Annotated in this window: 17 protein-coding genes; 13 read left to right on the forward strand and 4 right to left on the reverse strand. The window is 72.0% G+C overall.

What is annotated here, in order from left to right:
- The first annotated feature begins 163 nt into the window (after positions 1 to 163).
- From H299_RS0130910 to H299_RS37170, 7 genes are all read left to right on the forward strand, one after another.
- Entirely contained in the window at positions 164 to 1,990 is a 1,827-nt protein-coding gene (locus H299_RS0130910) for an ATP-binding protein (RefSeq protein WP_027751598.1), read from the forward strand.
- Complete coding sequence (locus H299_RS0130915; RefSeq protein ID WP_027751599.1) at positions 1,987 to 2,700, forward strand: response regulator; 714 nt, start codon at positions 1,987 to 1,989, stop codon at positions 2,698 to 2,700. The genes H299_RS0130910 and H299_RS0130915 overlap by 4 nt, the downstream gene beginning before the upstream one ends.
- 176 nt (positions 2,701 to 2,876) lie before the next feature.
- A complete protein-coding gene (locus tag H299_RS0130920; RefSeq protein ID WP_027751600.1) occupies positions 2,877 to 4,232 on the forward strand; it encodes an ABC transporter substrate-binding protein in 1,356 nt (451 codons plus the stop codon).
- A 5-nt stretch (positions 4,233 to 4,237) separates the two neighbouring features.
- Positions 4,238 to 5,167, forward strand: coding sequence for a carbohydrate ABC transporter permease (locus H299_RS0130925; RefSeq protein WP_078513194.1), 930 nt, complete (start codon positions 4,238 to 4,240; stop codon positions 5,165 to 5,167).
- 1 nt (position 5,168) lies between these two features.
- Positions 5,169 to 6,062, forward strand: a complete 894-nt coding sequence (locus H299_RS0130930) for a carbohydrate ABC transporter permease (protein WP_078513174.1) — start codon at positions 5,169 to 5,171, stop codon at positions 6,060 to 6,062.
- Between the two features lie 75 nt (positions 6,063 to 6,137).
- On the forward strand, positions 6,138 to 6,767 hold the full coding sequence (locus H299_RS37165; protein WP_051263009.1) for a TIGR02452 family protein: 630 nt from the start codon (positions 6,138 to 6,140) through the stop codon (positions 6,765 to 6,767).
- On the forward strand, positions 6,704 to 7,078 hold the full coding sequence (locus H299_RS37170) for a TIGR02452 family protein (RefSeq protein ID WP_051263010.1): 375 nt from the start codon (positions 6,704 to 6,706) through the stop codon (positions 7,076 to 7,078). The genes H299_RS37165 and H299_RS37170 overlap by 64 nt, the downstream gene beginning before the upstream one ends.
- Positions 7,079 to 7,155: 77 nt before the next feature.
- On the opposite strand, the gene H299_RS0130940 is transcribed toward H299_RS37170, so the two are convergent.
- Positions 7,156 to 8,181, reverse strand: coding sequence for a 6-phosphofructokinase (locus tag H299_RS0130940; protein WP_027751603.1), 1,026 nt, complete (start codon positions 8,179 to 8,181; stop codon positions 7,156 to 7,158).
- Between the two features lie 293 nt (positions 8,182 to 8,474).
- On the opposite strand from H299_RS0130940, the gene pta reads away from it, so the two are divergent.
- From pta to pyk, 3 genes are all read left to right on the forward strand, one after another.
- Positions 8,475 to 10,700, forward strand: coding sequence for a phosphate acetyltransferase (pta, locus tag H299_RS37175; RefSeq protein WP_078513177.1), 2,226 nt, complete (start codon positions 8,475 to 8,477; stop codon positions 10,698 to 10,700).
- A complete protein-coding gene (locus tag H299_RS0130950) occupies positions 10,697 to 11,923 on the forward strand; it encodes an acetate kinase (RefSeq protein WP_027751604.1) in 1,227 nt (408 codons plus the stop codon). The genes pta and H299_RS0130950 overlap by 4 nt, the downstream gene beginning before the upstream one ends.
- 69 nt (positions 11,924 to 11,992) lie before the next feature.
- Entirely contained in the window at positions 11,993 to 13,420 is a 1,428-nt protein-coding gene (gene pyk, locus H299_RS0130955) for a pyruvate kinase (protein WP_027751605.1), read from the forward strand.
- 110 nt (positions 13,421 to 13,530) lie between these two features.
- Here pyk and H299_RS37180 read toward each other — a convergent pair whose 3' ends face one another.
- Entirely contained in the window at positions 13,531 to 14,370 is an 840-nt protein-coding gene (locus H299_RS37180; RefSeq protein WP_051263011.1) for a methyltransferase domain-containing protein, read from the reverse strand.
- A 278-nt stretch (positions 14,371 to 14,648) separates the two neighbouring features.
- Here H299_RS37180 and H299_RS0130965 point away from each other — a divergent pair, with 278 nt between their 5' ends.
- Genes H299_RS0130965 through H299_RS37185 form a run of 3 tightly spaced genes read left to right on the forward strand, consistent with a single transcriptional unit; the run spans position 14,649 to position 17,162 of the window.
- Positions 14,649 to 15,338: a tRNA-dependent cyclodipeptide synthase gene (locus H299_RS0130965; protein WP_027751606.1), complete on the forward strand. Its 690-nt coding sequence runs from the start codon at positions 14,649 to 14,651 to the stop codon at positions 15,336 to 15,338.
- 34 nt (positions 15,339 to 15,372) lie between these two features.
- Positions 15,373 to 16,200 carry a class I SAM-dependent methyltransferase gene (locus H299_RS0130970; protein ID WP_027751607.1) on the forward strand — a complete coding sequence of 276 codons (828 nt, stop codon included), beginning with the start codon at positions 15,373 to 15,375 and terminating at the stop codon, positions 16,198 to 16,200.
- Entirely contained in the window at positions 16,170 to 17,162 is a 993-nt protein-coding gene (locus tag H299_RS37185) for a phytoene/squalene synthase family protein (protein ID WP_486587501.1), read from the forward strand. The genes H299_RS0130970 and H299_RS37185 overlap by 31 nt, the downstream gene beginning before the upstream one ends.
- 89 nt (positions 17,163 to 17,251) lie before the next feature.
- Here H299_RS37185 and H299_RS39790 read toward each other — a convergent pair whose 3' ends face one another.
- Together H299_RS39790 and H299_RS0130985 are read right to left on the reverse strand one after the other, a co-directional pair.
- A complete protein-coding gene (locus tag H299_RS39790) occupies positions 17,252 to 18,676 on the reverse strand; it encodes a hypothetical protein (RefSeq protein ID WP_027751608.1) in 1,425 nt (474 codons plus the stop codon).
- Entirely contained in the window at positions 18,666 to 19,244 is a 579-nt protein-coding gene (locus H299_RS0130985; protein ID WP_027751609.1) for a DUF6114 domain-containing protein, read from the reverse strand. The genes H299_RS39790 and H299_RS0130985 overlap by 11 nt, the downstream gene beginning before the upstream one ends.
- Positions 19,245 to 19,281: the final 37 nt, after the last annotated feature.

Genomic DNA, 19,281 nt, shown 5'->3' on the forward strand with positions numbered 1-19,281 from the left:
CCGGTTTCGCGGCTCGGGAATCCCGGCGACTATGCGCCTGTGTGTGGCCCAGGTCACTGTTACGTACATTTCGTGCACGGAACCGGGCCTCCGCCACCCCTCGGCGCGACCCCGCCGCCGCCCCCTGTTCACCTCGGCGAACCGTCCGGGCACACTGGCCCGCATGCGTGTCCCCCGCCCCCGCAGCCTCGCGGGACAACTGTTCGCGATGCAGGTCGTGCTGGTCACCGCCCTGGTGTCGGGGTGCGCGATCTTCACCTACGTCACCGACCGCGACCAGGCGGAGAAGTCCGCCCGGCACCGGGCGATGGCGGTGGCGCAGGCGGTCGCCGATTCGCCCTCGGTACCGCGGGCGATCCGCACCGACCGGCCCAGCGAGGTGCTCCAGCCCTACGCGGAGCAGGTGCGGCACGACACCGGCGTCACCTTCGTGACGATCATGGACACGCGGCGGCAGCGCTGGACGCATCCCGACCCGGAGCGGATCGGCGGCACCTTCGTCGGCCACACCGCGCCCGCACTGGCGGGCCGTACCTTCTCCGAGACCTACACCGGCACCCTGGGCCCCTCCGTGCGGGTGGTCACGCCCATCCGGGACGGCAACCGCGTCGTCGGACTGGTCAGCGCGGGCATCGCGGTGGAGGCGATCAGCGCGCAGGTGCGCGGGCAGGTCACCGTCCTGCTGGGCGTGGCCGGGATCGCGCTGACCCTGGGCGGACTGGGCACCTACGTCGTCAACGCCCGGCTGCGCCGCCACACGCACGGCATGAACGCCGCCGAGCTGAGCCGGATGCACGACTACCACGAGGCCACGCTGCACGCCGTACGCGAGGGGCTGCTGATGCTCGACGGCCAGCGCCGCGTCGCGCTCATCAACGACGGGGCACGCGAGCTGCTCGGGCTCTCCGGCCCCGGCCTGCTCGGCCGCGACATCGCCGAACTGGGCCTCCCGGCACCACTGACCGGCGCGCTGCTGGCCGCCGGACCGAGGGTGGACGAGGTGTACCTGACGGCGGAGCGGGTCGTCGTGGTCAACACCTCGCCCGTCTCCGGCGGCGAACGGCGCGGCACCGTCGTCACCTTGCGCGACCACACGGAACTCCAGTCGCTGGCCGGTGAGCTGAACTCGGTACGCGGCTTCGCCGAGGCGCTGCGCTCGCAGGCCCACGAGGCGTCCAACCGCCTGCACGCGGTCGTCTCGCTGATCGAGCTGGGCCGGGCGGAGGAGGCCGCCGAGTTCGCGACGGAGGAACTGGAGCTGGCCCAGGCGCTGACCGACCAGGTGGTGACGGCCGTCGCGGAACCGGTGCTGGCGGCGCTGCTGCTGGGCAAGGCCGCACAGGCGCACGAACGCGGTGTCGTCCTGGCGCTCACGCCGGACAGCCGCATCGACGACGGGCTGATCCCTCCGCAGCTCCCGGCCCGCGACCTGGTGACGATCGTCGGCAACCTGATCGACAACGCGGTGGACGCGGCAGCCGCCGCCGCGGACGGCGCCGACCCGGACGGCGCCGACCCGGCCGACCCCGGCGCCGCCGTACCCGGCGTTTCGCCTGGTGACGCGCCCCGTACGCCGCGCGTCACCGTCACCGTGCGGGCGGACCGGGCAGGCGGCGGCGAGGCGTACGAACGCACCGCGCTGGTGGTCCGGGTCGCGGACAACGGGCCCGGCATCAGCCCGGCCGACGCCCGCGACGTCTTCCGCCGCGGCTGGTCGACCAAGCTGCCCGGCGCCGACGTGGCACCGACCGGCGCACCACCCGCCGGCGGAGCGCCCGGCACCGCACCCGGCACCGCCCCACCCGCCGCCGCGGCGGACGGCGCGCCCCGCGACGGCCGTGGCCTCGGCCTGGCCCTGGTCCAGCAGACCGCGCGGCGCCACCGGGGCACCGTACGGCTGGGCGAGGCGCCGGACGGCGGGGCGGAGTTCACCGTACGGCTGCCGCTGCGTACGGAGGCGCGCCCCGTGCCCGCCGGGAGCGGCGCGTGAGCGCCCCGGCGGTCCCCGCCCGCGTCCAGGTGCTGGTGGTCGAGGACGACCCGGTCGCCGCCGACGCGCACGCGCTGTACGTCTCGCGGGTGCCCGGCTTCGAGGTGGCCGCCCTCGCGCACACCCGCGCGGAGGCGGGTCGCGCGCTGGACCGGCTGCCGGTCGACCTGATCCTGCTCGACCTCTATCTGCCGGACGGGCACGGCCTCTCGCTCCTGCGCGCGCTGCGCGGCGCCGGGCACACCACGGACGTCTTCGCGGTCACCTCGGCCCGCGACCTGTCGGTGGTGCGCGAGGGGGTGTCGCTGGGCGTCGTCCAGCACGTGCTGAAACCGTTCACCTTCGCCACCCTGCGGGACCGGCTCCAGCGGTACGCGGAGTTCCGCAGCAGCACCCGCGGCGCGGACGGCGAGGCGGGCAGCCAGGCGGAGGTCGACCGCGCGCTGTCCGCGCTGCGCGCCCCGCATCCGGCCACCCTGCCCAAGGGGCTCAGCGGCGCGACGCTGGAGGCGGTGACCTCGGCGCTGCGCGCGGCCGGGACCGACGGGCTGACGGCGAGCGCCGGCGCGCGGGAGATCGGCGTCAACCGGATCACCGCCCGCCGCTACCTCGAACATCTGGTCACCGCGGGGCAGGCGGAGCGCAGCCCGCGGTACGGGCAGGTGGGGCGTCCGGAGTTCTGCTACCGCTGGCGGCCGGCACCGCCGTGACCACCCCCGCCCCACCCGTCCCACTGGTGTCGGAGGCGTGCGCGGGGCGTGCGGGGGAGATCGCGCGGGCCCCATTGACCGGTCGTGAAGACGCTCGTACGGTCCCCGATCACAAGCACCGTGAGGCTGGCGGTCCGCCCGGACCGTCCCAGGCCGTGGCCCAGGAGGTCCTGCCCGTGCGCCCCATCACTCCGCTGATCCTCGCCCTCAGCGCCACCCTGACCCTCGGCATGCTCACCGGCTGCGGCAAGGGGTCCGGCGGTGACAAGGACACGCTGGAGGTCGCCTTCCACAAGGAAACCGACAACGATGTCACCTGGCGCGACGACTACATCAAGGACATCGCCGCCAAGTTCGAGAAGGCCCACCCCGGCAAGAACGTCAAGCTGGTCCCCATCCAGTCCTCCGGCAACGACTACTACACCAAGATCCAGCAGATGATGCGCTCGCCCAAGACCGCCCCGGACCTGGTCTACGAGGACACCTTCCTCATCAACTCCGACATCAAGAGCGGCTACCTGCTGCCGCTGGACACGTACCTGAAGGACTGGAAGGACTGGGCCGTCTTCGACGACAGCGCCAAGGCCGCCGCCCGCGGGGAGGACGGCAAGACCTACGGCGTACCGGACGGCACCGACACCCGCGGCCTCTGGTACAACAAGAAGCTCTTCGCGAAGGCCGGGCTCCCCGCGAAGTGGACGCCCCGGAGCTGGGACGACGTACTGAAGGCCGCCCGCACCCTCAAGCGCGAGGTCCCCGGCGTCATCCCGCTGAACGTCTTCACCGGCAAGGGCGCGGGCGAGGCCGCTGCGATGCAGGGCTTCGAGATGCTCCTGTACGGCACGCGGGACCCGCTCTACGACAAGAAGTCCAAGAAGTGGGTCACCGGCAGCAAGGGCTTCCGGGACAGCCTGGAGTTCGTCGACACGGTCTACTCCGAGAAGCTGGGCCCCGAGGTCTCCGACGCCCTCTCCCCCAACATCCAGACCAGGGTGGCGACCGAACTCCTCCCCGAGGGGAAGCTCGCCATCGCCCTCGACGGCTCCTGGCTCAGCCAGCAGTGGATCAAGACCGGCGGCAACCCCTGGCCGGAGTGGCCGCAGACCATGGGCCGCGCCCCGATGCCGACGCAGCAGGGCCAGGCACCGGGGAAGGTGAGCATGTCGGGCGGCTGGACCTGGTCGATCCCGCAGAAGTCCGACAACCACGATCTCGCGTGGAAAATGATCGAGACCTTCCAGACGCGGGAGAACGCCGCCGACTTCTGTGTACGGGGCGCGCAGATCGCCGTCCGCAGCGACGTCGCGAAGGACCCGGCCTACCTCGAGTCGATGCCCGGCATCGACTTCTTCACCGACCTCGTCGAGGTCAGCGAGTACCGGCCCACGCTGCCGGTCTATCCGCAGGTCTCCGCCGCCCTCGTCGACTCGATGGAGACGGTGACCACCGGCGACTCGTCCCCCGCCGAGGCCGCCGAGGCGTACGACGAGCAAGTGAAGTCCATCGCCGACGGCGCGGTCACCCGCCCGTGAGCACCCTGGAGACGGCGGCTCCCCCGCACGGGGGCCGCCGGCGGCGCTCCGGCCCGCCGCCACGCCGAAGCCGTCGCGACAGGCGCCGCTACTGGCGCTGGCTGCCGGTCGCCCCCGCCACCGCGCTGCTGCTCCTCTTCCTGGGCGGCCCGATCGGCTACTGCGTCTGGATCGCGCTGACCGACATGCAGCTGACCGGCCAGGAGTCCGCCTCCTTCGTCGGCCTGGACAATTTCACCAAGGCGTTCCAGGACGACGGTTTCCGCAACGCCGTCGTGCTGACCCTGGTCTTCACCGTCATCTCCTCGCTGCTGGGCCAGAACACCCTGGGACTGGCCCTGGCCGCGCTCATGCAGCGCGCGAGCGGTACGGTGCGGACGGTCACCGGGGCCATCGTCATCTGCGCCTGGGTGGTGCCCGAGATCGTCGCGGGGTTCCTGCTCTACACCTTCTTCCACCGGCGCGGCACCCTCAACGCCCTGCTGGACTGGCTGCACCTGCCCGCCCAGAACTGGCTGTTCACCCTGCCGATCCTGGCCGTGTCCTTCGCCAACATCTGGCGCGGCACGGCGTTCTCCATGCTCGTCTACTCCGCCGCGCTCGCCGAGATCCCCACCGAGGTCAAGGAGTCGGCCCAGATGGACGGCGCCAACTCCTGGCAGCGGCTGTGGTATCTGACGCTGCCGATGATCCGGCGGTCCATCGGCACCAACCTGATGCTCAACACCCTCCAGACCCTCTCCGTCTTCGGCCTCATCTGGGCCATGACCCGGGGCGGTCCGGGCACGCGCAGCCAGACGCTGCCCGTCTACATGTACGACCAGGCCTTCACCAAGGCGCTGATCGGCTACGGGACGGCGGTCGCGCTGCTGCTGCTCCTGGTGGGCGCGCTCTTCTCGGTCGTCTACCTGCGCCTGATGCGCGAGGAGGTCTGAGATGGCCCGCACCCCCGCGCGCCGCACCCCCGCGCCCCGTACCCGACCCGCGCGCCGCCCCGGGCTCCGCCTCTCCCGCCGCACCCGCGAGCGGCTGGCCGCCGACCTCGGTCTGCTCACCGTGGCCGCCGCCTTCGTCGTCCCGCTGCTGTGGCTGGTGTTCGCCTCCCTCGACGCCGAGGCAGACCTGAAGGTCAAGCCGCCCGAGTCGCCGACGCTGGACAACTTCTCGGCGGTGCTCACCGACGAGATCACCTTCACGCCGATGCTCAACAGTCTGCTCATCTGCGGCAGCGCCACCTTGATGACCATGGTCTGCGCGGCCCTGGCCGCGTACCCGCTCTCCCGCTACCGGTCCCGCTTCAGCCGCCCGTACCTGCTGGGCATCCTCTTCACCACCTGCCTGCCCATCACCGCGATCATGGTGCCGGTGTACGGGCTGTTCGTGCAGATCAACCTCATCGACACGAGGGCGGGCACCTCGTTCTTCCTGGCCGCCTCGCAACTGCCGTTCGCGGTGTGGCTGATGAAGAATTTCATGGACGGCGTCCCGGTCGTGCTGGAGGAGGCGGCCTGGACGGACGGCGCGAACTGGTTCCAGTCGCTGACCCGCGTGATCGTGCCGCTGATGGGCCCGGGCCTGGCCGTGGTGACGATCTACAGCTTCATCATGATGTGGGGGAACTTCTTCGTCCCCTTCATGCTGCTGCTCAGTCCCGAGCAACTCCCCGCCTCCGTCAGCATCTTCACCTTCTTCGGCAACTACGGCGCGGTCGCCTTCGGCGAACTGGCCGCGTTCTCCATCCTCTACACGACCCCGGTGCTGGTGCTCTACATCCTCATCGCGCGCCGCCTCGGCGGCGGCTTCACACTGAGCGGAGGTGTCAAGGGCTGACCCGCAACGGCTGGAGCCAACCCGCCTGCCGTTACAGGCTGTTGGCTTTGCTTGACTGCCCCTCCCACGGAAACCATGGAGGCTCAGGCAGTGCGCAGGAGATGGCAGGAGACCCAGGCGGCCTTCGAGCAGGGGTGGTACGAGTACGAGGGGCAGCGGGTGGACCTCTCCTCCCCGCTCGAAGACATGCGCCAGGGGACCCGGCTCTACCTCCCCGGTGAGCTTCGCCGCCTGCCCTTTCCCAGCGGCGGCGGCGCCACCCGCGTCGAGGTCACCGAGGAGAGCACCCTTGAGGCTGCGGAAAGGCTGGCCGGGGACGGCGGGGTGGCTGTGCTGAACTTCGCCTCGGCCCGCAATCCGGGTGGGGGTGTGACGCGGGGAGCGCGTGCCCAGGAGGAGAGCCTGGCCCGCTCCAGCGCGCTGTACGACGCGCTGGTCCGCTGCCCGGAGTTCTACACGTTCCACCGGGACAATCCTGATCCGTTCTACAGCGACCGGGTGGTGTACGCGCCGGAACAGCGAGTGAGCCAAAGGGCGCGCCGGTGTCGAAAGCGACGAGACCAAGCGAGCGAAGCGAGCGAAGCGTCGAGGAGTGTCGACACCGGGTACAAGCGCCCGGAGGCGAACCGAGTGCAAAAAATGTGCCGGTCTTCCGCCGGGACGACGGCTCCTGGCTGCCCGCGCCCCTGCGCACGGCGTTCCTGACGTCGGCCGCGCCGAACCGCCGGATCATCGAGCGGGACCTGCCCCACGCGGCAGGGCGGATTCCGGGCGCGCTCACCACCCGCGCCCGCGGTGTGCTGGCCGTGGCGGCCCATCACGGAACCACCCGCCTCGTCCTGGGCGCGTGGGGGTGCGGCGTGTTCGACAACGACCCGGCGGAGGTCGCCGACGCGTTCGCGATCCACCTGCGCGGCGACTTCGCGGGGGTCTTCGAGCAGGTGGTGTTCGCCGTCCTGGACCGGGACGACGCCCTGCGCGAGGCGTTCGAGTGGGCACTGGCCGACGCGGGGTGACGGCGGGGCGCGGGCGCCCGTACGGCATCACGCCCAGGCCGCCGCGCTCCTCGCCGGACCCGCGCAGGCGCCGGAGGTCAGAAGACCGCTTCGGTCTCGTCCATCCGATCCTGCGGGACGCGTTTCAGTTCGGACACGCCGTCCGCCAGCGGCACCATCGTGATCTCCGTGCCGCGCAGCGCCGTCATCCGGCCGAACTCGCCCCGGTGGACGGCCTCCACCGCGTGCCAGCCGAAGCGGGTGGCGAGCACCCTGTCGTACGCGGTGGGGGTGCCGCCGCGCTGCACGTGCCCCAGGATGACCGGCTTGGCCTCCTTGCCGAGCCGGTGCTCCAGCTCGACCGCCAGCCGGTTGCCGATGCCCACGAAGCGCTCGTGGCCGTACTGGTCGATGACGCCCTTCTCGTACGGCATCGAGCCCTCGGCCGGGTGCGCGCCCTCCGCGATGCAGATCAGGGCGAACCGCTTGCGGCGTGCGAACCGCTCCTCGATCATCTTCGCCAAGTCGTCGACCTGGAAGTTGCGCTCGGGGATGCAGATGGCGTGCGCGCCGGCGGCCATGCCCGCCTCCAGCGCGATCCAGCCCGCGTGCCGCCCCATGACCTCGACGACCATGACCCGCTGGTGCGACTCCGCGGTGGTCTTGAGGCGGTCCATGGCCTCGGTGGCGACGCCCACGGCGGTGTCGAAGCCGAAGGTGCGGTCGGTGGCCGAGATGTCGTTGTCGATGGTCTTGGGCACGCCGACGACGGGCAGGCCCGCGTCCGCCAGCATCCGCGCGGCAGTCAGCGTGCCCTCGCCGCCGATGGGGATGAGGGCGTCCAGGGCGAGGCGCTCGATCAGTTCCTCGGAGTTGTCGCACGCCTCACGCAGCCGGTCGCGCTCCAGCCGGGAGGAGCCGAGGATCGTGCCGCCGCGGGCGAGGATGCCCGCCACGGAGTCGATGTCCAGGGGACGCCAGCGGCCCTCCAGAAGCCCCCGGAAGCCGTCTTCGAATCCGATCACCTCATCGTTCCGGTCGGCCACCGCGCGGTGGACGACGGAGCGGATCACGGCGTTCAGGCCGGGGCAGTCTCCGCCCGCGGTAAGGACTCCGATACGCATGAGGCTTCGCTACTCCTGCTCGCTGCTTCGCGCCCACTTACTGGAGCGTCGGTCTGATGAGCCGATGCGATTCTTTCATGTCTTGAACACATCCCGCACCGGCGTCCAACACACGAGAACGCCTGACGCGCGGCATCATCGGGCACGCAGGTAACGTCAAGACTAGTGCCGCCGGACCGCGGACGCGCCGTAGGCGTCCATGGCACACCTCACACCCGCGCCGCGACCGCGCACCGCGCGGCCCGCCCGCACGCGGTCCACGGCGCACGACGCAGGAGCAAGGGAGACCACGCGTGACGCGCAGCGTGTACGTGACCAGCACCGACCGGGGGGACGGCCGCCAGGTCGTGGACCTGGGCGTGATGGAGCTGCTGGCCCGCCAGGTGGACCGGGTGGGGGTGTTCCGGCCGCTCGCGCACGACGGGCCCGACGCCGTCTTCGACCTCCTGCGCTCCCGCTACCGGCTCGCCCAGCCCGCCGCCTCCGTGACCGGCCTCGGCTACGAGGAGGCGGCGGCGCTCCAGGCCGAGCGGGGGACGGACGAGCTGCTGTCACTGCTGGTGGACCGCTTCCACGCGGTGGCCGCCGACTACGAGGCGGTGCTCGTGCTGGGCACCGACTTCGCCGACACCGGACTCCCCGCCGAGCTGGCGCTCAACGCGCGGATGGCCAACGAGTTCGGCGCCGCCGTGCTCCCGGTGGTCGGCGGCCGCGACCAGAGCGCCGAGTCGGTGGTGGCCGAAGTGCGCAACGCGCACGACGCCTACACCTCCCTCGGCTGCGAGGTGATCGCGATGATCGCCAACCGGGTGCGCGACAGCCACGCCCGCGAGGCCGCCCGCGCCCTGGGCCGCCACCTGCCCGAGCCGGTCTACGTCCTCCCGGAGGACCCGGCGCTCGAAGCCCCCACCGTCGCCCAGGTCCGCGACACCCTCGGCGCCGAGGTGCTGCTGGGCGACCACGCCGGGCTCGCCCGCGACGTCCGCGACTTCGTCTTCGGCGGCGCGCATCTGCCCACCTTCCTGCCCGCCCTCACCGAGGGCTGCATGGTCATCACGCCGGGCGACCGCGCGGACCTGATCATCGGCTCGCTGGCGGCGCACTCGGCCGGCTCCCCGGCGATAGCGGGCGTGGTGCTGACCCTGGACGAACGGCCCGGTGAGGAGACGATGCGGCTCGCCGCCCGGCTCGCCCCGGGCACCCCCGTGCTCGCCGTCCCGCACGGCTCCTTCCCCACCGCCGCCGAGCTGGTCACGCTCCGGGGCAGGCTGACCGCGACGAGCCCGCGCAAGGCGGAGATCGCACTCGGCCTCTTCGAACGCCACGTCGACACGGCGCAGCTGACCGAGCGGCTGTCCGTGGTCCGCAGCGGCCGGGTCACGCCGATGATGTTCGAGCACCAGCTGGTCGAGCGTGCCCGCAGGCACCGCCGCCACGTCGTGCTGCCCGAGGGCACCGAGGAGCGGGTCCTGCGCGCGGCCGAGGTGCTGCTGCGCCGCAACATCTGCGATCTGACGCTGCTCGGCGACACCGCCGCCGTCCGTCGGCGCACCGCCGAACTCGGCCTGGACCTGGCCCTGCTGGGCGACGACGAGATCGGCGGGGGCGACGCGGACGCCCCGGCGACGGCCCGGATCGTCGACCCGCAGACCTCGCCGCTGCGCGAGCGCTTCGCCGAGCTGTACGCGCGGCTGCGCGCGCACCGGGGCGTGACGGTGGAACTGGCGTACGACGTGGTGGCGGACGTCTCGTACTTCGGGACGCTCATGGTGCGGGAGGGCCTGGCCGACGGCATGGTCTCCGGCGCCGCGCACTCGACCGCCGCGACCATCCGGCCCGCCTTCGAGGTGATCCGCACGACGCCGGACAGCAACATCGTCTCGTCCGTCTTCTTCATGTGCCTGGCCGACCGGGTGCTCGCCTACGGCGACTGCGCCGTGAACCCGGACCCGGACGCGGAGCAGCTGGCGGACATCGCGGTCCAGTCGGCCGCCACCGCCGCGCAGTTCGGCGTGGAGCCGCGGATCGCGATGCTGTCCTACTCGACGGGCACCTCCGGTTCGGGGGCGGACGTGGAGAAGGTCCGGCGGGCCACCGAGCTGGTACGGGCGCGCCGCCCGGAGCTTCCGGTGGAGGGCCCGATCCAGTACGACGCCGCCGTGGAGCCTTCGGTCGCGGCGACCAAGCTGCCGGGCTCGCAGGTCGCGGGCCGCGCGACGGTGCTCGTCTTCCCGGACCTGAACACGGGCAACAACACCTACAAGGCCGTGCAGCGCTCGGCGGGCGCGGTGGCGGTGGGGCCGGTGCTCCAGGGCCTGCGCAAACCCGTCAACGACCTCTCCCGGGGCGCTCTGGTGCAGGACATCGTCAACACCGTGGCGATCACCGCGATCCAGGCACAGCCGCAGGCCCAGCCACAGCCACAGCCCCCGGACCAGCCACCCGCCCCGTCCCGGACCGCGGCCCGGCCGCAGGACACCACCGCCGTACGGACCTCGCAGAGGGGCACCGCCTCATGACCTCCGCCCGCCCCGCCCCCACCCGCGTCCTCGTCCTCAACTCCGGCTCCTCCTCGGTGAAGTACCAGCTGCTGGACATGGCCGAGCACTCCCGCCTCGCCTCCGGCCTGGTGGAGCGGATCGGCGAGTCCACCTCCCGGCTGGCGCACGACCCGCTCGCCGCCGGCGCCGCCGCGCGGGTACGCGAGGCGCCGATCGCCGACCACGACGCGGCGCTCAAGAGCGTGGCCGCGGAGCTGGCCGCCGACGGGCTGGGCCTGGACTCACCCGAACTGGCGGCCATCGGGCACCGGGTGGTGCACGGCGGGCAGCGGTTCACCGAGCCGACCCTCATCGACGAGCCGGTGCTGCGGGAGATCGAGCGGCTGGTGCCGGTGGCACCGCTGCACAACCCGGCGAACCTCATGGGCATCCGCACCGCCCAGGCGCTGAACCCCAAACTGCCCCAGGTCGCCGTCTTCGACACCGCCTTCCACACCACGATGCCGGAGCACGCCGCGCGCTACGCCATCGACGTGCGCACCGCGGACACGCACCGGGTGCGGCGCTACGGCTTCCACGGCACCTCGCACGCCTACGTCTCGCGGCGTACGGCGCTGCTGCTGGGCCGGGAGCCGTCCGAGGTGAACGTGATCGTGCTGCACCTGGGCAACGGCGCCTCCGCCTCCGCGGTGCGCGGCGGGGTGTGCGTGGAGACCTCGATGGGGCTGACCCCGCTGGAGGGCCTGGTGATGGGCACCCGCTCCGGGGACCTGGACCCGGCGGTGATCTTCCATCTGCACCGGGTCGCCGGGATGTCCTTCGACGACATCGACGAGCTGCTCAACAAGCGCAGCGGCCTGGCCGGGCTGTGCGGGGACAACGACATGCGGGAGATCCGCCGCCGGATCGACGAGGGCGACGACGCGGCGCGCCTCGCGTTCGACATCTACGTGCACCGGCTCAAGAAGTACATCGGCGCCTACTACGCGGTGCTCGGCCGGGTGGACGCGCTCGCCTTCACCGCGGGCGTGGGCGAGAACTCGGCGCCGGTGCGCGAAGCCGCCCTGGCCGGACTGGCGGGGCTGGGGCTGGAGGTGGACGCGGAGCGCAACGGGGCGCGGGCGGACACACCCCGGCTCATCTCGCCCGACGGCGCGCGGGTCGCGGTCGCCGTCGTCCCCACCGACGAGGAGCTGGAGATCGCTCAGCAGACATACGCCCTGGTCAGCCCCGTGCGCTGAGACCGCGCACCGCTCCGGTTCCACCCCCTGATACGTTCCGCTCTTGAACAAAGTGAGAGGATGCGCTCCATGCGCCGTTCCAAAATCGTCTGCACCCTGGGCCCCGCCGTCGACTCCTTCGACCAGCTGAAGACGCTGATCGAAGCGGGGATGAACGTGGCCCGCTTCAACATGAGCCACGGGTCCCAGTCCGAGCACGAGGAGCGGTACCACCGGCTCCGCAAGGCCGCACAGGAGACCGGGCGTGCCGTGGGGGTGCTCGCCGACCTCCAGGGGCCCAAGATCCGGCTGGAGACCTTCGCCGAGGGGCCGGTGGAACTGGTCCGCGGCGAGGAGTTCACCATCACCGCCGAGGACGTGGCCGGTGACAAGACGATCTGCGGCACCACGTACAAGGGCCTGCCCGGGGACGTCTCCAAGGGCGACCCGATCCTGATCAACGACGGCAACGTCGCCCTCCAGGTCCTGGAGGTGGACGGCCCGCGGGTGCGCTGCATCGTGATCGAGGGCGGCGTGATCTCCGACCACAAGGGGATCAACCTGCCGGGCGCCGCGGTGAACGTGCCCGCGCTGTCCGAGAAGGACATCGAGGACCTGCGCTTCGCCCTGCGGCTCGGCGCGGACATGGTGGCGCTCTCCTTCGTGCGGAACGCCTCCGACGTACGCGACGTGCACCGCGTCATGGACGAGGTCGGGCGCCGGGTGCCGGTGATCGCCAAGGTCGAGAAGCCGCAGGCCGTGGCGAACATGGAGGAGGTCGTCCTCGCGTTCGACGGAGTGATGGTGGCGCGCGGCGACCTGGCGGTGGAGTACCCGCTGGAGCAGGTGCCGATGGTGCAGAAGCGCCTCATCGAGCTGTGCCGCCGCAACGCCAAGCCGGTGATCGTGGCGACCCAGATGATGGAGTCGATGATCACCAACTCGCGCCCGACGCGCGCCGAGGCGTCCGACGTCGCGAACGCGATCCTGGACGGCGCCGACGCGGTGATGCTCTCCGCCGAGTCGTCCGTCGGGCAGTATCCGATCGAGACCGTCAAGACCATGTCGAAGATCGTCGAGGCCGCCGAGGAGGAGCTGCTCAGCCGGGGGCTCCAGCCGCTGGTGCCGGGCAAGAAGCCGCGTACACAGGGCGGTTCGGTGGCGCGGGCGGCCTGCGAAATGGCCGACTTCCTCAACGCCAAGTCGCTGATCGCCTTCACCAAGTCGGGCGACACGGCCCGCAGGCTCAGCCGCTACCGCGCCTGCCAGCCCATCCTGGCCTTCACCACGGACGACGCCACCCGCAACCAGCTGGCGCTGAGCTGGGGCGTGGAGACCTACGTCGTACCGCACGTGGGGACGACGGACGAGATGGTGGACCTGGTCGACGCCGAGCTGCTGAAGCTGAAGCGCTACGACACCGGCGACACCATGATCATCACCGCCGGTTCGCCGCCCGGCGTGCCCGGCACCACGAACATGGTCCGGGTGCACCACCTGGACGGCGCGGACAGCTGACGGCGGGGGCGGGCCCGGCGCCCGCCCCGCCGCGGCCCGCCGACACCCCGCGCCACGGCGCACCCCGGCGCACCCCGGCGCACCACGCACGGCAGCACACCGCGCCCGCATCAGTCCCGCTCCGCCACCAGCAGCAGGTACGCCAGGTCCGGTGAGGCGGCGGCGGCCGTGAACGCGGCGGTGAAGCCGTCCAGCGAGAGGTGGCTCCGCGCGGCCGGGGGCAGGCCCGCCCACACCGCCTCCACCGCCGCCGTCAGCAGCGGCAGCGACGGCCGCGTGTGCGCGGTGATGTCGGTGGAGTCCACCACGCGCAGCCCGGCACCCGCGAGCAGCGCGTGGTACTCGCCGAACAGCGGCGGGCGGTGCATGCTCGCCGTCGCGGCCATCTCCTCCAGCAGGCGCAGGTCCTCCGCCGGCGGCTGACGGAGCAGGAAGCCGTCGGCGATCACCAGCCGCCCGCCGGGCCGCAGCGCACGGGCCAGCTCCCGCAGCGGGGCCTCCGGCGGATGCATGTGGACCAGCGACTCGATCGCGTACGCGGCGTCGAAGTGGCCGTCGGGGCAGGGCAGCGCCATCGCGTCGGCGTGCAGGAAGCGCACCCGCTCCGCGCCGCCGGACCGCCGCGCGGCTTCGGCCGCCGCGCGGGCCTGCCGGTGACTGATCGTCACGCCGGTCACCGCGACCCGCCGGGCCGCGGCCAGCCGGAGGCCGGACGCGCCGTTTCCGCAGCCGACGTCGAGCACGTGCTGCCCGTCGGCGGCTCCGAGGCGGGCGAGCACCTCGTCGGTCAGCCGGTTCGTCGCGTCGGCGAGCGAGGCGGACTGCCCCTCGTCCCAGTAACCCATGTGCAGATGGGTGCCGTAGTGCGCCGTGAGCAGCTCGGTCACGGTCTCGTACAGATGCGCGACCTCATCGGTGCCTCCCGGCGGGCTGGTGTCATGCGTACGCACAGCGGCGGTCCGTCCCCTCGAAGGCTCTGCCCGGAATTTCGATTTCCCGCGGCGGCAGCCGAACAGCTGATCACCCTGAGCTCGGCGATACGGGCCGGAACGGCACCGGGGTGCGGAATGCAGATCAGGTGACTTTATCGGCCGGCTCGCAGAGCAATCGTTTCTGCGCATTCTCTTTCACTCGTCCGTATGACTGTGCACCAAAGGCGCCTTGGCGGGCCCTCAGCATGGAGACGTCATGAGTGACTGTTCCTCAGCGAACAGAAGAAGGACGTGTCGTGTCTGCGAAGTTCCTCGTCGAGCCGTTCACCGAGAATTGTTATGAGGTTTACCAGAAGAAAGAGCATGTGGTATTCGGAGTCAGCCCGGGAAACAGCTACTTCCGGGTGCCGCTGCTGACCGACCTGCTGGGCTGGCTGTGCGGTGAATTCTCCGTGGTCGACGTCGTCATTCCGGATTCTCCCCTGGTGCACACCTACGTGGCCATGGGGTACGACCCGGAGCGGGCGGAGCGGAAGGCACGCGGTGAGATCAACGTCCTGCGCAACCGGGTGAACCGGGCCTGGCAGGCCCAGGGCGGCCCGCGCCCCGCGGACGGCCTGCACATGATGTCCGACCTGGCCGCCAACACCACCTACCAGCGCCTCCTCGGGCACTGCGAGCAACTGGTCTCCGAGGACGGCCAGTTGCGCGACACCTGCCTGGCCATGAGCCGCGACGTGCTCGCCGCCAGGTCGCCCGGGTACGCACCCACCCCCGAGCAGGTCCAGCGCAGCGCGCGCTACCTCATCGAGGAACTCCCGTTCTTCCTGGCCTCGGTGGACATCTTCGACATGTCCTCGTCGCTGTGCTTCTACCACCAGCGGCTGCCGCTCGCCGACCTCATCTTCTCCGGAAAGTGCGCGCTGCGGGCAGCACCCCATCAGGGGCACGCGATCGTACGTCCCGCCCAACCCACCGCCCCGTGACCCGGGCACATCACAGAGAGTGACCGTCACACCCATGCTCAAGACCATCCCTGCGCCGGCGACGCCCTACTCCCGCCTGGCAGCCTCGTACGACCGCCTGGTCGACTGGGTCATCGCCGAGCGCGGCGAGGCGCCCCGCGACCGCATCGCCGACTTCCTCGACGCGCACTGGCGGGCCCAGCCCACCCCCGTCGAGGAGGTGCTCGAAGTCTGCTGCGGGACGGGCCTCACCCTCACCGAGGTGGCCCGCCGGGGCTACCGCGTGACCGGGCTGGACCGCTCGGCGGCCATGCTGGAGCAGGCCGGGCGCCGGCTGGGGCCGGACGTCCCGCTCGTCCGGTCCGCGCTGCCCGAGATCCCGTCCTTCCCCCGTCCGTTCGACGCGGTCCTCAGCGCGGCGGCGGGGTTCAACTACCTCGGTGACCAGGAGGTGCTCGCCGGCGCGTTCGAGTCGGTCGCCCAGGTGCTGCGGCCGGGCGGCACGTTCGTCTTCGACCTGCTCAGCGCCACCCTGCTCAACCGCTCCTTCGACCCGGCCGCGCCCAAGGTGCACGCCGCGGAGCTGGACGGCGTCGCGTACATCTGGACCTTCGAGACTCCCCCCTCGCGGGCGCACTACGACCTGACGTACGTGCAGTTCCTCCGCGAGGAGGGCGCCGGGGACGAGGAGGGCGCCGGGGAGCGGTACGCCAGGAGCCATGAAGTGCACCGCATGTACGCCCTGGAGCACGAGACCATCCGCCGCCTCGCCGCCCGCGCGGGCTTCACCGGCATCGAGGTCCGCGACAACTACACGGAGGCGCCCGCCGGGCCGGAGACCCTCTACGAGACGTGGATTCTCACCTCGGGGAGGACGTCCTGAAGACGCGCGAACTGGCCGCAGCGGGCATCACCGGCAGCCCGCTCACCGAGGCGTACCACGCCTGCGGCGAGCGGCTGCGGACCCGCAATCCCGCCGCCTACCCGAGCACGCGCTGCCTGCTGCCCGCCGGGAAGCGGCCCTACTACGACGCGTTCCTGGCGTTCTGCCGCCACGTGGACGACCTGGTGGACGACCCGGACCGGACACCGCAGGAGTGCGCCGCCCGCCTGGACGACTTCCAGGCGTACCTGGCCAAGCAGTTGCAGGACGGCCCCGGAACCCGGCCGGCCGGCGCCGAGCCGATGCGCCAGGACCAGCTGATCGCGACGGCGTTCGCGCACTTCACCCGCACCTGGGGCATCACCGCCGCGTCCGTCGAACTCTTCCTGCGCACCCTGCGCACCGATCTCGAGGTGGTGGACTACCCGACCTACCAGGACCTGGAGGGCTACATGCGGGGGGTCAGCGGGGAGCCGACCACCTGGGTCAACGCCCTGCTGGAGCCGTCCGCGCCGGAGGCGGAGGAGATGGCCGTGGCGCTCAGCCACGGGCTGTACCTGCTGCACTTCGCGGGCGACCTCGCCGAGGATCTGCGGCTGGGCCGGGTCTACCTCCCGGAGGAGGACCTGGCGCGCTTCGGCACCGGGCGCGACGACCTGGCGTCCGCGGTGACCCGCGGCGTGATGACCGAGCCCGTACGCCTGCTGGTGCGCCACCAGGCGCTGCGCGTCCACCGCCTGCTGGCCGAGTCCGAGGGCTGGCACCGGCTGGTGCACCCCTCGGCGCAGCGGTTCGCGCGGCGGTACCACGCGCTCGGCCGCGACTCGCTGCACAGCCTGGTCCGCAACCGCTACGACGTACTACGGCAGCCGTCCCGCGCACGGGCCGCGTGGGACGGCGCCCGGGCCCTGGGGGGCACCGGGCTGGCGTACGCGGGAAACCTGGCGCGGCGCGGGAACTGACCGGCGCCGCCGACCGCACGCCGGGCCCGCACCTGACGGGGGGTGCGGGCCCGTACGTGCGCCCGGGGCGCGCGGGCCGGTACCGCGGGCTACCTGGTGATCGACTGGTGGAGGCCGGGGATGGTGAGCGTGCCGCCGAACTGGCCCGCCTGAGTGACCTTCACCTTGGTGAAGTACGCCTCGGGGACGTTCAGCGGCGGTGGGTGCTCCGGGTCGAACACGATCGGGATGAGGCCGAAGAGATTGCCCTCCAGCCGCTCCGTGTACATCGTCACCTGGCCGTCGCGGATGGTGGACATGGTGCCCTTGCCCGCCTCGACGTGGTAATTCGTACCGCCCGGACCGGCCACGATCTGGTGCAGGTCGCCGATGTCGAGCCCGCTGGAGGTGAACTTGAGCGCCTGCTTCGTCTTGCCGTTCGCCATCGTCACGTTGACGACGCCTTCGTAGTCCAGGTCGTGCAGGGCGAGCGAGGAGGCCTCCAGGTACCAGGGCTGGTTGGGCAGCGTGACGGGCGTCTGCTCGTCCTCGCCCGCGACCTTCTTCTCCTCGACGCACGGGAACGGCTTCCGGCCGTCCTCGTCCGGCTCGGCGGCGTCGTCGTCCCGCGGTTCGGCGGAGGCGCCGGGCCGCTGCTCCTTCGACTCCTCGGCGGGCTTCGCCGACTCGCGCCCGGAGCTGCCGGCCCCGTCGTCGGGCTCGGGCTCGGGCTCGGGCTCGGTTGCCTCGGACCCGGCCCCGGCCCGGTCGGACTCCGCCGCGCCTGGCCCGCCGGACTCATCCGCCCCGTCCGGCTCGTCCACGTCGTCCGGCTCGTCCGACTCATCTGCGTCGTCCGGCTCCGCCGCCTCACGGCGTTCGCGCTCCGCCCGCTCCCGCTCCTCCCGGGGAGTGAAGGCGTCCCTGAGCTTCTCGCCCAGGCCCAGCGGGTCCAGCGGGTTCCGCTTCTCCGGCTCGGGCTGGGAGGGCTCCGGCTTTGACGGCTCGCGGTCGTCGGGCTCGGAGTCGTCCGGCTCACGTTCGTCCGGCTCACGTTCGTCCGGTTCCGGGTCCGGGTCGGACGGCGAGGAGCCGCCGGAGTCCGAGGGCGCGCGGTCGCCGCTGCCGCCCTGGCTGCCCGGCTTCGCGTCGGCGTCGTCCTGCTCGGCCCGCTCCTTGGCGGCGGTCCGCTCCTGCGCCGCCTTCTCCTGCGCCGCCTTCTCCTTCGCGGCCTTCTCCTTCGCGGCCTGCTGCCTCTCCTCCGCCTCCTTGTCCGGGGCGGACACGCAAGGGCCGTCCTTGAAGGGGTTCTTGGGCAGCGGCTTCGCGCTCGCCAACTGCGGGGTCAGCCCCATACCCATCAGCACCGCGGACGGCATCGCCGCCATGGCTATCGCCTTGCCCGCGGGGAGGTGCAGCCGGGTCAGCAACGGCTTGCGCGGCGCCGCGTGCCGGGGACCGGTTCTGGTGCGGGCCGCGCCGGTCACGCCCCCTGCCGCGGCCTCGGCTTCCTCCCGCGCTCCGTCACCCGGCACCTTGCCTCCCCTTCGCATGGTTCGCGTCGGTCTCGGCCGGCGAGGACGAAGCCGAAGCCGAGGCCCTTCCCGTGACTCTCAGGTCGTCCGTGGCGCCGCCGGCATCCGGTGATCCGGCCGCCTCCCCTCGCGCGCCCTGGGTGCCACTGCGCGCGGCGGTGGGTTCGACCGGTCTTCCGGGTGCCCACGAGACGCCGAGCGCGCCGCCGATGAGCCCCAGCAGGAAGCCGATCAGGAAGGCTCCGAGGTTGGAGACGACCAGCGAGACAAGAGCCAGCAGGATCGCCGCGACACCCGCGAACACCCGGGACTGCGGCTGGAACCACATGGTCAGACCGAGCACGATCAGCAGGACGCCGATGATGAGCGAACCCGCGCCCGCGGTCGTCGACATGCGGATGGTGAGCGAGCCCAGGGTGAGGTTCTGATAGGGGATGTACATGATCGGGATACCGGCGAGGAGCGTGAGTATCCCGCCCCAGAAGGGGCGCTGACCGCGCCATACCCGGAAATTCCCACGCATCCGGCCGAGCCGGTCGATCGGCCGCTCTCGCGTGTCGGCGCTCATGTGTACAGCTCCTCGGGACTGGCAAAAGCTTGCTTGC

The sequence above is a fragment of the Streptomyces sp. CNH287 genome (assembly GCF_000424825.1).